The sequence below is a fragment of the Pigmentiphaga litoralis genome, from assembly GCF_048632615.1.
GTDB lineage: Bacteria > Pseudomonadota > Gammaproteobacteria > Burkholderiales > Burkholderiaceae_B > Pigmentiphaga > Pigmentiphaga litoralis_B.
The window spans coordinates 163,785-176,813 of record NZ_CP184480.1 but is presented as its reverse complement, the minus strand read 5'-3'; the positions used below and the strand labels follow the sequence as shown (position 1 = coordinate 176,813).

6 protein-coding genes and 1 pseudogene are annotated in these 13,029 nt (G+C 58.7%); 6 read left to right on the top strand and 1 reads right to left on the bottom strand.

Going from position 1 to position 13,029, the window contains the following annotated elements; genetic code table 11:
- Window positions 1–123: 123 nt before the first annotated feature.
- From ACNANG_RS26500 to ACNANG_RS26490, 3 genes are read left to right on the top strand one after another with little or no spacing between them, the layout of a single operon-like run.
- Complete coding sequence (locus tag ACNANG_RS26500) at window positions 124–1,203, top strand: CHAT domain-containing protein (RefSeq protein WP_407792315.1); 1,080 nt, start codon at window positions 124–126, stop codon at window positions 1,201–1,203.
- Window positions 1,203–2,168 (top strand): hypothetical protein, encoded by a 966-nt coding sequence (locus ACNANG_RS26495; RefSeq protein WP_407792314.1) that lies wholly within the window; start codon window positions 1,203–1,205, stop codon window positions 2,166–2,168. Before ACNANG_RS26500 ends, ACNANG_RS26495 begins: the two co-directional genes overlap by 1 nt.
- On the top strand, window positions 2,161–3,537 hold the full coding sequence (locus ACNANG_RS26490) for a lipase/acyltransferase domain-containing protein (protein WP_407792313.1): 1,377 nt from the start codon (window positions 2,161–2,163) through the stop codon (window positions 3,535–3,537). Before ACNANG_RS26495 ends, ACNANG_RS26490 begins: the two co-directional genes overlap by 8 nt.
- A 457-nt stretch (window positions 3,538–3,994) precedes the next feature.
- Here ACNANG_RS26490 and blaOXA read toward each other — a convergent pair whose 3' ends face one another.
- Complete coding sequence (gene blaOXA, locus ACNANG_RS26485; RefSeq protein WP_407792312.1) at window positions 3,995–4,798, bottom strand: class D beta-lactamase; 804 nt, start codon at window positions 4,796–4,798, stop codon at window positions 3,995–3,997.
- Window positions 4,799–5,185: 387 nt separating this feature from the next.
- Between blaOXA and ACNANG_RS26480 the strand changes: the two are divergent.
- The 3 genes and pseudogenes from ACNANG_RS26480 to ACNANG_RS26470 all read left to right on the top strand — a co-directional run.
- Window positions 5,186–7,897 (top strand): annotated as a pseudogene (locus ACNANG_RS26480) (UvrD-helicase domain-containing protein); the annotation flags it as partial.
- A 1,733-nt stretch (window positions 7,898–9,630) separates the two neighbouring features.
- Window positions 9,631–9,828 (top strand): helix-turn-helix domain-containing protein, encoded by a 198-nt coding sequence (locus ACNANG_RS26475; protein ID WP_407792311.1) that lies wholly within the window; start codon window positions 9,631–9,633, stop codon window positions 9,826–9,828.
- Window positions 9,825–13,019, top strand: coding sequence for a helicase-related protein (locus ACNANG_RS26470; protein WP_407792310.1), 3,195 nt, complete (start codon window positions 9,825–9,827; stop codon window positions 13,017–13,019). The genes ACNANG_RS26475 and ACNANG_RS26470 overlap by 4 nt, the downstream gene beginning before the upstream one ends.
- Window positions 13,020–13,029 lie beyond the last annotated feature (10 nt).

Sequence of the window (13,029 nt, the reverse complement as noted above, 5' to 3'; positions counted from 1 at the left end):
AAGCGTTCAATGCTGTCGAGCAGAAAACGCAAGACGGCAAGGGAATTGGCCCACAGCCGAGGGCACCCCTCTGCTAGACTCAGCTGGCCACTGGAGAGGCGCGCAAATAGAGGTGTAGAGCTTATGGATTTGTTCGTACTTCAAGGTTGCGCGGAGGACCAGGCGTTAGTGGTGGCAAGACGTGGTCCGGACACAGCCGTCGCACGGCTGGACTTGGCACATCCAGAGATTCGGTCGTTCATTCAGTTCACCGAACGGGTTGAGCATGTCGTGCTCGGAGGCGAGCGGCCTACGCCGGCCGAGCTCGATGACGTCGGAACGCGCCTCTTCGATCACGTCTTCCAGGGCGAGGTCCTGCGCCTGTATAACCGCGTTCCAAGCCCCAATTTCAGTATCCAAATTGCGACCGACGAACCAAGCGTTCAACGGATTCCCTGGGAGTTCATCCGGCCGCATGACCGCAGGGCGGTTCCTCATCGTGACCGCTGTGTAGTTCGTATACTTCCCATCTGCGCGCCGTCGGATCCGGCGCCAACAAGGTCACTTAAGAAGTTAAAGGTGCTGTTGGCGGTTGCGGACCCCGTTGACCAAGTCGGGGTGGGTTGGCAGGACGTCGAGTACAGCGTGCGCCGTGCCTTCGAAGCGCAGACAGATGGACTGGCATCTCTCAAGGTTATCCCTGCGGCGACAAGCGGTGCACTGCTGCAGGCTTTGGACGCTGACTCCTATGATGTCTTCCACTTCTTGGGCCATGGCTGCATCGTCGACGGCGAGGGGCGTCTAGTGCTGGTTGATGTTGCCACAAAAAGGTCAGATTTCATCACCGCTGAGCAGGTGGCCGTCGCGCTTGGAGGCCAGAACCTTCGCTTAGTCATCCTCAGCGCATGCTTGACGGGCGCAGGGGACATCAAAGATGACTTCGGGCCAGTTGCAGCGGCACTGCTTCGCAACGGAATTCCGGCGGTGGTAGCGAACCAAACCTCGATTCCCACGAAATCGGTTGCCCCGTTTGTTGGAGCGCTCTACCAACGGCTGCTCCGTGAAGGCAACATTGATTCTGCGGTGATGTCGGGTCGAGTCGCGCTGCAGGATTCGCTGCGCAAGACAATGCCTCCTGCGAGCGCAGTGGTTGAGTGGGGAATTCCTGCTCTGTACAGGTTGCCCGGCGGTGATCAACTCTTTGTGCCGCGGGAGGACGCGTGATGAAACCAAGGAACCCCTACAGCATCGTCAACCGCCCTGCAGAGGTCACGTCTGCGCGCAAGACCGCCGAAGACATGGTCAGCACAGCGTTGAAGAGGCAGTCAAAGACGTTATTGATGGACCGCGTGCCACCTGCTCTGATGGAGGCTCTGGTGTCCAATTCAAGTCAGGTGTGGGCCCCCACGTTAACCAAAACGGCCATGCGTCGTAGCGCCAGGGCTGCTGTGCCGGCCGCTCCGGACCTGCCTTCTGATGTGCTCAAGGTTATTGAGAGAGCAGCGTCCGGAAGCATCGCTTCCACTGTCGGGATTCTGGATCTTGGGGCATGGGTGTCACGGCTTCCAGATTTGCTCAAGGTAATGAACAAGAGCCAGGATGCCTTGGTCTTCCTTGAGGTGCAGACACCTGTGCCGGCGGGGCTAATAAAGATGAAAGAGCCATTGGCCAGATGGGCTGAAAAGTTGCTTGGCCGCTCGTTGAAGGAGGAAGAATCCAAGGATCTCATGCGCAACATGCTTGCAGACGAGTTCTACTTCTTCGGTGAGTCAGTACGGGAACAGAACAAGCTGGACGTGCTTGTTGGCCTGACGCCGGCAATGATTGCGTTCGAAGAAAACGGGGCTCCGAGGTGGAACTACTTTACGGCCGGGAATGGGGACGTGTCCGTAGTATCGACCTGCGATTTACGCGAGTTTTCGAGGCAGGCAGGCAGGCCGTACGAGGCGGCCATTGGAATGCTAATTGCGGCTCAGGTCCTAGCATCGCGCAACGACATGAAGTACCACGACGAGACGCGTGGCTGCATCTTTGACTTCAATGATGAGCGGACGGAGCTCGTCGACAGCATTCGCGGGATGCACATCGACGCCGAGTGCATGAAGCATTTTAAAGGCATGGATGAGGCGCAGAACGCGAAAAACCTGATCGCCGCTCTTGCTCGCATGAAGGAAACGCAACGTGGCTGAAGTGATCGTCTTTGTCCCAGGCATCATGGGATCGGAGTTGTACCTTGGGGACGAGCTTATCTGGCCAGGTACTCCGGCTGAGATGTTCCTCCCGTACGGGAAGATGGAGAAGCTGCTGCGGCCAGATTTACTAGTCGGCGACATCATTCGAAGGGTGTCCGTCTCCAACCAGTATGCCAGCCTCATCAAGGCATTCAAGTTGTGCGGCTACGACGAGGAAACGGGTCCGCCAACGCTCATCGTCTGCCCATACGACTGGCGCAAGGACAACCGCTTGGCGGCTGACCGACTCGCGGAGTGCGTCAAAAAGTTGCGAGCGGACCATGGCGAAGACGTTGTTATAAATATCGTTGCACACTCAATGGGAGGTCTGGTCAGCCGCTACTTCCTCGAGTCGGGCTCCTACTCCGCGGCCAACTGCTTGGGATTCGAACGTATTCAGCGCCTCATTACCATTGGCACGCCTCACCGCGGAGCGCCGCTGGCGTTGTGCGCTGCAATGGGCCAGATTAGGCGCCTTTTCCTCAACGCCAAGCAGGTCAAGCAGATTGCCGACCGAAATGACTTTCCGGCGCTGTACCAGTTGATGCCACCGCGCAGCGAGCCGTATTTGTGGAACACGGACCCGGAGGCGCGCTTGGAGCCTGCAAAGGTCTACGAAGACGACACTGCGAAGCTGCTTGGATTGAACGCTGCGAATCTTAAGTCCGCTGCGGCCTTCCACGCGGCGCTAGACACCACGAAGAAGCCGGACGCAGTCGTCTATTTCTGCTTCATTGGGACGAGGCAGGACACTATCTGCAACGTCCAAGGAAACTTCGCAGTCGAGAAGTTTCATGGAGCGTTTTCAGCAGATGCGCTGCTTCCTGAAGGCGTGGAAATCGCCGATGGCGGAGACGGGACTGTACCAAGCTGGAGCGCGTCCATTCCGGGCATGCAGCAACTGGCGGTAGGCGGCGACCACGGCGGTCTCTACAAAACGCCAGAGGTTCTTCGGACGCTCGGCGCACTGTTAGGGAAGCAGGGGGTATTGTCCTCTGAGTTCAAGCCAGAGGGAGTACGGCTTAGCCTCCGAGACGAGGTAGTGACGCCTGGCTTCCAAGAGCCTGTAGTGCTGTTCTTCAATATCCCAACCAGAAATATAGACGCGGAGATCGTTATGACTAGGTGCGCCGGAAGCGACGGCCAGCTGTTGCCTGCCCCAGCTGTTACGAGCAAGTTGCCCTTTCGCTACATAGGCGCCCCCATCGACTCGCTGGCCTTGAAGGTTGGTACTCCGGACTTCGCGGGTGTGTACGAAATGGATGTCCAAGTCGACGGTGCGAGCGTCGCTGAGAACAAGCCGCGACTGTTGGTGCAGCAGGAGTAAGTCAGAGTCTTGACTAAGCTCGCTTCTACGAAATATATGGCGCGGTGGCGAGCCCGGCGTCTACCCAAAGAACCTTTGTAAAACAAGGAGCTTGCGCGAAATTATGAACGAACTTAAGCAAAAATTAAGGTTAGTGTCAAACCTTCGATAAGGACACTTGGTGTACCGAACGCATGATCCGTCCAGATCACACATATCGTACATACTTGAGCAGTATGCACGGTACTTTTTAATATGGCGTTCTGGGTCGCGTCCGCGACTTAAGCGGCTTTAGCGGCTAAAAAAGCCGGCACCCAAGGCTTCATTGCGGAGCGACACTGTTCTTTCGTCAGCGCGCCATTAAACTTTCGTCGGCCAGCGCGGAGGGTCGCCGATCGGCGCTGCGGCCAGGCGTGGCACGGCCGGCACGTGCAGAATGCGACCACAGCCGGTTCCCGCCCAAGAGCGGCCGTTGAAATCAGCGCATGTAAGTGATCAGAAGCAGCTGCTCAGACAGTTGGCTCTGCGCTCGCAACCCAGCGTTCGGGGCCCGCGCCGTCTCATCCTGAATAAGGCGCGCAAATACCAGGGCTTTCGTCCCCTTCCTCGCCCAACCCACATACCACCCATAGGCCTGATCTGCTCGGTACTTGTTGTCCTGCCCGGGCGATCCGGTGCCTGTCTTTCCATAGACTTTCCAGCCGTTCACATCGTCCTGCTGGGTAATCTCTTCAGTCATCTGATACGAATGCGCGCTCACCGGAAGCTGGCGATTAACCATGCTCCGGAGAAATGCAACTTGCTCAAGTGGCGAAATTTGAAGCGAGGACATGACCCAGACCCCGTTGTTTCCACGCTGCTGGACCTCAACGGCCGAAACGTCCTGGTTGCCATACTTGAACGACGTGACGTAGTTCTCGAACTGAGCCTGTCCCAGCTTCTTCGCGATTTGCTGGGAGTACCAGAAAACAGACCTCTTCATCCAGTCGGTCGGGTCGATGTCACCCTTCCAAGCATCTCCTGCCCAGTCAGGGTAACCAGCCACATACCGCCACGCAGGCCGATGGCCGTCCTTGACCACCCCGGAGTCGAAGGCCATCAAGCTGATAGCCACCTTGAACGTGGATGCAGGCGTGACGCGCGTGGTGCAGTCGGTTCCCGTGTTGAGAATGGTGGCGCCTGAAGCAGCATCGACAATGAGAGTGCACAACTCGCTAGCCAAGGAGTTGGTCGCGCTAAGCGCCAACAGTGTGGCGAGAAGACGCGCTGAGGCTTTGAACATTCTTTCTCGATCGTTTAAACCGTACATACGCAAGCAGTATGTACGGTACTTTTTCATACGAGTGTCTTGGCTTGGCTTGGCGCAAACGCAGAACAGCTTTAGCGGCTAAAATTTCGCGAGCGCGCATGGTTACTAAGCACGAATGCTGGGTCCGAGAAACGGTGAAGTTCCACCTTGTCATCCGATGCCATCGATGTCTGGTTTTGACCCATAACTGCCGTTGGAGTAGCGTGGCTGCAATGCCCGCTTTTGAGGTACAACCGCCCCTCGAATCACTCCCGCGCGGCAAAATGCGCTATCAGGTCGCCGCCTTTTGGGTCCCGTTCTCATCTGATGCTTAGGTTTTCGGCTTAACGAAAGGCCTGTCGGGACATCGCGAGAAGAAGAATGAGAAAGGAATGGGCCCCCTCCACATGGGGCCGAAATCTAACGAGATCGCCAGACTGGCGCTTGCGCTTGCAGGGCTTGGAACTGTCGCTGACGATGCACGGCCAGACCCACCAGGTCAACGTCGAGGAAGAGGCATCTTACCGGGTGAAAAGAGGCGTCCTCTGGACCGATTTCACCCTCCACCCGGGTCAGTCCAAGGAAGTAAGGGCAGATGGCCTACCCAACGAACAAGGGGAAGTTTTAAAGCAAGCGCTGGACGCCGCGCTGGTCGACAAGCAAATGCGCGAGGACGTGGCATCTGTGCGAGCTGCCCACCAGGCTGTCCTTCAATGGCTTGAACGCAAAACCAAGCAAGAGCAGGCCGCAGAAGCTGATCGGCGGTGGTTCACGCATGAGATGCAGGCGGCCTTGGAAGCAACGCGCCCGTCGATCGAAGTAAATGCGGTCCGCGCACGCATGAAAAAGCCCGGCGTGAAGGACCAATTGGGACAAGAAGCCGCCGCCTTTGAGCGTTCCGTTGCCCAATGGGGAGCTGATCATCGCTCTCACTGGGCCTTCCTGAATACCGTCCACACCGAACGCGAGTTACAAGCCTGCAAAGATCTCTTCGACCGGGTCGAGAGCAAGCCCTTGACCGAGGAGCAAGCACGGGCGGTGATCTGTTTCGACAACAAGGTGCAGGTGGTGGCTTCTGCCGGCTCGGGCAAGACGTCCACCATGGTCGCAAAGGCCGCCTACGCCGTCCACCGGGGCTTCGTAGATCCGGAGCGCATCATCCTCCTGGCCTTCAACAAACACGCAGCAGAAGAACTTGAGGAGCGCGCCGCCAAGTCCTTCGAGCGGCTGGGCATGGGAGACGTTTCGGTTAAAGCGTCAACCTTTCATGCGCTGGGCCTTCTCATCATCGGGAAGACTACAGGCGAGAAACCCGAGATTCCGGACTGGGCCACCGACACGGTTGGAGGCTTTCGCAAGCTTACCGAGATCGTAGATCAGCTCAAGGATGGCTCTCCTTCTTTCCGGACCCAGTGGGACCTTTTCCGATGTGTTCTTTCTCGAGATCTGCAAGCCTCAGGGCCCAATGGCGACAACCGCGTGAACACCATGGATGGGAAACGCGTGCGTAGCCAGGAAGAGGCTAGCCTTTCAAACTGGCTGTTCTTTAACGGCGTGAACTACCGCTACGAGGAGCGCTACAAGTTCAAGACCGCAGAGGAAGATCATCGCCAATACCGCCCGGACTTCTACTATCCGGACATCGATCTCTACCATGAACACTTTGCCCTAGATGCGAAAGGCAATGCCCCGCCTCACTTCAAGGGCTATGTTGAAGGGGTCGTGTGGAAGCGAAAATTGCATCAGGAGCGTGGGACGGCGCTAATCGAAACGGCGTCCTACCAGATCGAATCTGGCGAGGCGTTTAAACACCTGACCAACGAGTTGACCCGCCGGGGCGTCCAGCTCGACTTCAATCCCGATCGCGAGACTCCTCCCGGCGGGAAAAAGCCCATGGAGCCGGCTGAACTGGTCGGCCTGGTGCGTACGTTTATCAGCCATACCAAAAGCAACTGCCTGACGATCACGGCAATCCGCCACCTGTTGGAGTCTATGCCGGAGGATACCTTCAAGTATCGATACCGCGTGTTCCTCGACATCGCAGAGCCTATCTTGAAAGCGTGGGACGCTGCCCTGGCGGCCGAGGGCGGCATCGACTTTGAGGACATGCTCAACCAAGCCGCCGAGCATTTAGAGAGAGGCCAGTACGAGGCATCTTACGAGCTGGTCATGGCTGATGAGTTTCAGGACGTATCACGGGCTCGCGCGCGCTTGTTCCGGGCCTTGGTTCAAAAGCCAGGACGACATCTGTTCGCCGTCGGCGACGACTGGCAATCTATCAACCGATTCGCCGGTGCCGATGTCTCGGTGATGACCGGTTTCCGGAAATGGTTTGACCATGGACAGATCCTGAAGCTCGAACAGACATTCCGCTGCCCCCAGGCCCTGTGCGACGTGTCCAGCCAGTTCGTATCCAAGAACCCAGCCCAGATCAGCAAGCTCGTACGGTCGGTCACTCCTGCCATGGGACCTGTGCTCCAGGCCTTTCAGGTCGACAACAAGGATGAACTGGCCGACGCCATCGACCAGTTCGTGATGAGGTTGGCGAACGGGGTGAAGGACGGAACGATCCCGGCTGGCCGGAACGGCAAGGTATCGATCTACATCTTGGGCCGCTACAACGCTGATCGATACTATGTGCCGGCCCGCAAGGCCCGCTTCGAGCGTTGGGTGGACGTGTCGTTCTTGACGATTCACCGCTCCAAGGGCAGCGAAGCCGATTACGTAATTTTGCCTGAGATGCTCAGCGTACCGATGGGACGCAGCTTTCCCAACACACGCGCCGATGATCCAGTGCTGGCCTTGGCCATGCCCGCGGGGGACGACTTTCACCAGGGAGAAGAACGCCGCCTGTTCTATGTGGCGCTGACCCGAGCCCGCCGCAGCGTCGCGATGTTCACCGCCCGCGGCAAATGCTCCTCCTTCCTTCAAGAACTAGCCGATGACGGCGCAGTTTCGATAACCGGCCCCGACGGTAAGGCCATTCGAGAAGAACGCTGTCCCGCGTGCAAGCAAGGCGTCTTAGTCTTGCGGACCGGCCCCTACGGTGAGTTCCGCTCCTGCTCCAACTTCCCCGCTTGCACATACAAGCCGAATAAGCGGGTAAGCGCACCGATCTCTTCAACCGACCAAGCCATAATGCAGCGGGCCATCTCACCAGCGCCGGCGGCTCGGCCGCACGCACTTCCCTCGACCAGCCAGCGCACGCCCCTGGCGTCATCCAATGGCCAAGGAAGTTCGTCCTATTCTGCCCAAAAGACGGGAGCACCGACCAAGCAGCGCTTCACGATCTCCTCCGTCTTCAAAGCCATTAACGACGGCGTGACGCAGATCAACGATTACGTCACTCGCGCTGAAGCACTTCAAAACGCTACCTCCGAACTCGAGAAAGACTTGCAAGCAGAGCGGACCGTCATCCAGGCTGCCCTCGACTTTGCAAGATCAACAAAGGAAATGGAGATACAAAAGCAAGATCCGCGGTTTCGCGCGCTTTATGAGCAGAGCTTTGAGATGATTGGCAAGTTACTTGAGGAAGCGCCACGCATGGAAGCGCCACGCATCGACCGTCCCCTTCCCAACTTTACTCGCGATGTGCGACACAACGCCCCGGAAATTGAGTCTGCGATCCGGCGGAAAATAGATGGCCTGCGCAGCGATCGCGAGGACTTCCTATCCCGTGTCCACGTGGAACTAGCCGGCGACCCGATCCTCTACCGTCATTTCTTGAAGAGAGTCCACGATTTCCAGAGCGACCACTACTTAGCGGGCCTAGATCCTCGGAACTCGCTGATGTCAACGTGAGCAACGATTCAACGTTAACGCACCATAATGCCGATCTGACTGGGCGGGACAAGCAGCTTGGACGGTGGATCGCGCTGCTTGACGCTATCTAATCTGACCTGGCGGAAGCATTAAAGCTTCACGCTCGTCAGCGCCAAGCCACAAGAACCAATCTCGCTAGGGAACGGGGCTTGCGAAGCGCCTTGCACGTTGTGCTCCCATGTGCAGCGGCGGTGAGCGCCCGGGCTGCAGGGGTACGTAATGCTTTAGCGGCTAAAATTTCTCGAATAGCGCCTGGTCCCGCTTCGGCATCATCGCTATCGCAATGACTTGCAAGACGCTTTGCACGGCACCTTGAATGGCAGAGTAGAGGCGCTCGAACTCTTCAGTTCGAGGACGCGCCCGTTTAGCCCGCGCGGAGCGGAACTAGGTCGCCAGTCGCATCGGAATAATGGCAATGATTGACAGCCTGTAAGCTAAACTCGGGACACGGGCAGTCGTGCGCGTTTCCACATCCTGCATCGCTGAATGTTTTGACAAATCGTCATCGGCGCTGACCCGTTCCATTTGGTCCAGTGTGATCAGCACGGCGGCCTGCGTCCTTGGACGCCTAAATTAGCTTGACCGGATCGAGCGCCGACGTGCCCGCCGAGGTCACGTCATCGTCGATAAAAACGCGACCGGTATTGGGCGCACCGACCGACAATCCTCCTTCGCCTTAGTCCATGGCTTACTCGGGATTGAACGCCAACGGCACATCGCGGCCGTGGACGACCAAAGCGATTCCCGTGGCGGTCACCCGCGGGATGCCATTGCAAGCGGGAACATAAAGCATGTTGAATTCCGCATCCGACGCCGAGGCGTCGACGGCCTCTGCTCTTTGCGCTCTAACTGGAGCCGATGCTCGATTCGAGGGTTGATTTTGGAAGCTGTGGCGAGCGACGCCACTGAACTCAGGTGCACCACACTTGAGCTGCTTGAACTGCCTTACACTAAATCCCCGATCGATAGGCTTAGTCTCTCATGAACCCCCGCCTGACATCGTCATGACCGTTAAAGAAGTTGCCGACTACGCGCAGCTCAATAAATGCGCGGTGTATCGACTGGCGGTTTCGCGCCGCTTGCCCCGCTTCAAGGTCGGGGCGAACTGGCGCTTCAAAAGGGGCGACATCGACGGTTGGATAGCGGCTCAGTCACCATCTGCTCAGGAAGCAGGCGACCCACTGAAGGACAAGAAGGTATGAAGCTGGTCCCCAACAGCGGCCCAGACCGCGTTATCGACCTGATGCGGCCTCATCTGCGGCCAGGGCACCAATTCGGCTGTGTCACCCCATCTCTATCGCTATTTGCCTTCGCAGAGCTGCGCGAACTGCTGGCCAAGTTGGACCTGGTGCAGCTCATCCTGCCCCCGACTGACGATGGACTCGACTTCCTAGGTGGCGAGGAGGATCGCGCCGCGCGCAATCGGCTCCAATCGAGGTGGTTAGCAAACCAGTGCGCCAACTGGCTTGAAGGCGCGGTAGAAATGCGCAGGGCGCATGGACCCGTGCCGCAGGGTGCAGCAGTCATGCGTGCGCCGGACGGCACGGCCGATCAAGTAGTGATGGGTTCGTTCGCCTTTAGTACGGACGGCCTGGGCCTGACGCCTAGCAACCCATTGAACCTGATCCAAGCATCGGAGTCGGCTGAAGAAGCAGCGCAGCTCGCCCGCTGGCTTGAACAGCAATGGGCCACGCTGCAGGCACAGCCCGACAGTCGGCCAGCCCTGATTGAAGCCCTGCGCGACATGGGCCAGCACCGAGCCCCATTCACCCTCTACGCCGCCATCCTAAACCACCTGTTCGGGAACCAAGGCGACGAGATGGACGAAGAGCGCATCGTCAAGTCCGCCACCGGCATCCGCAACACCGTCGTCTGGAAGAAGCTGTTCAAGTTCCAGCGTGATGGTGTCGTCGGCGCCATCGACAAGCTGGCCCGTTTCGGCGGCTGCATCATCGCGGACAGCGTCGGCCTCGGTAAGACCTTCGAAGCTTTGGCGGTCATTAAGTATCACGAGCTTCGCAACGACCGCGTGTTGGTGTTGGCGCCCAAGCGCCTGCGCGACAACTGGACGCTCTACAAGGCCAACGACAAGCGCAACGTTCTGGCGGCCGACCGCTTCAACTACGACGTGCTAAATCACACCGACCTTTCGCGCGACGGCGGCAGTTCCGGGGACATCGACCTGAACCAGGTGAACTGGGGCAACTACGACCTGGTTGTCATCGACGAGAGCCACAACTTCCGCAACAAGAAGTCGCCGCGTCAGGGCACTGAGACCCGCTACGACCGGCTCATGCGCAAGGTCATCAAGGAAGGTGTTAAGACGCGCGTGCTGATGTTGTCGGCCACGCCAGTGAACAATCGCTTGGCTGACCTGAAGAACCAGATCGCGTTCGTCACCGAGGGCGACGATACCGCGCTGGTGAGGCATGGCATCGACAGCATCGAGCAGACGACGCGCAAGGCCCAAATCCAGTTTAACCGCTGGCTGGCCATGGACGAGGCCGAGCGCACGCCTGGTCACCTGGTTGAAATGCTGGGCTTCGATTACTTCACGCTGCTGGATCACCTGACCATCGCGCGTTCGCGCCGGCACGTCGAGAAGTATTACGGCACGGCCGAGACGGGCAAGTTTCCCGGGCGCCTGCCCCCCATCAACATCAAAGCCGACGTGGACCTAGCGGGCCAGTTCCGCGCCATTAAGGACATCAACCTCGAAATCCGGCGCTTGAACCTGGCTAGCTACGCGCCGCTGCGCTACGTGCTGCCGCACAAGCAGGCAGCCTACGACGCCAAATACAGCACCGAGATTCGGGGCGGTGAAAGCTTCTTTCGGCAGTCTGATCGTGAAGAAAGCCTCATCCATCTGCTGCGGGTTAACGTGCTTAAGCGCATGGAGAGCGCCGTGTCCTCGTTCTCGCTGACCGTTCAGCGGCAGCTCAAGGACGTGGAAGCGGTGCTGGCCCACATCGAGGCCCACGACGAGGACATTCAAGAAATCGACATCGCCGACGTGGACATCGACGACCCGGCGTTTGAGTTGTTGCTAGTGGGACGCAAGGTCAAGGTGTTGCTGAGCGACGTGGACTTGATCCGCTGGAAGCAAGACCTCATTGAAGACCGCAACCGCCTGGCGACCCTGCTGGCCGCAGCACAGCAGGTTGACGCGGCGCGCGACGCCAAGCTGGCCAAGCTGCGCGAAATGGTCGAGCAAAAGTGCCGCCAGCCCATCAATGCCGGCAACCGCAAAGTCATTGTCTTCACCGCATTCTCGGACACCGCGCAATACCTCTACGCCAATTTGGCGTCTTGGGCCAAGGCCACACTCGGTATCGACGTTGGCTTGGTCACCGGCAGCGCCGGCATCCAGACCACCTTGCCCGGCCTGCGCAAGAGCATGAGCAGCGTACTGTCGGCCTTCGCGCCGCGCGCCAAGGAGCGCCCGGCCGACATGGCGGACGAGGGCGAAATTAACTTGCTCATCGCTACCGACTGCATCTCTGAAGGCCAGAACCTGCAGGACTGCGACTGGCTGGTCAACTACGACATTCACTGGAACCCAGTGCGGATCATCCAGCGCTTCGGCCGCATCGACCGCATCGGCTCGCCCAACCAGAGCATCCAGTTGGTGAACTTCTGGCCCAACATGGAGCTGGAGGAATACATCGGCCTAGAGCAGCGTGTCAGCGGGCGCATGGTGCTGCTGGACGTGTCGGCCACCGGCGAGGAAAACCTCATCGAGCAGCAGTCGGGTAACCCGATGAACGACCTCGAATATCGGCGCAAGCAGTTGCTCAAGCTGCAAGACACGGTCATCGACATGGAGGACCTCAGCAACGGCGTGTCCATCACTGATCTGACGTTGAATGATTTCCGTATCGACCTAGCGCAATACCTCAAGGAACACCCCGGCCAGCTCGACACCCTACCGCTTGGCAGCTACGCCGTCACCACTAGCATCGACGCCGACATTGCGCCCGGCATCATCTACTGCCTGCGGGCCGAAGGTGCCGTGGCTAAGGGGCAGCAGTCCGACTACCCCCTGGCACCGATCTACCTGGTCCACGTGGGCGACGACGGCGCCGTGCTGCTACCGTACCCCCAGGCCAAGCGCATCCTGGACCGGCTCAAGCGCCTGGCCCTCGGCCGCGAGCTGCCGGATGACGGCGCTTGCACAAAGTTCGACGAGGACACCAAGCAGGGCGAGGACATGCGCCAAGCACAGAAGCTGCTGGCCGCCGCCGTGGCGTCTATCGTGGGTAAGAACGAAGAGCGCGCCATAGCTAGCCTGTTTTCTCCAGGCGGCACCCATGCAATGAAAGGCGAGTTCGCCGGCAGCAACGACTTCGAGGTCGTCGCCTTCATGGTGGTGTTGCCGGGGGCCGCTGCGTGACAGTGCAGGC

Excerpts from the sequence above, each read along its gene's own strand:
- ACNANG_RS26475 (WP_407792311.1), top strand. The coding sequence starts at position 9,631 with ATGACCGTTAAAGAAGTTGCCGACTACGCGCAGCTCAATAAATGCGCG.
- ACNANG_RS26470 (WP_407792310.1), top strand. The coding sequence starts at position 9,825 with ATGAAGCTGGTCCCCAACAGCGGCCCAGACCGCGTTATCGACCTGATG.
- ACNANG_RS26500 (WP_407792315.1), top strand. The coding sequence starts at position 124 with ATGGATTTGTTCGTACTTCAAGGTTGCGCGGAGGACCAGGCGTTAGTG.
- ACNANG_RS26495 (WP_407792314.1), top strand. The coding sequence starts at position 1,203 with ATGAAACCAAGGAACCCCTACAGCATCGTCAACCGCCCTGCAGAGGTC.
- blaOXA (WP_407792312.1), bottom strand. The coding sequence starts at position 4,798 with ATGTTCAAAGCCTCAGCGCGTCTTCTCGCCACACTGTTGGCGCTTAGC.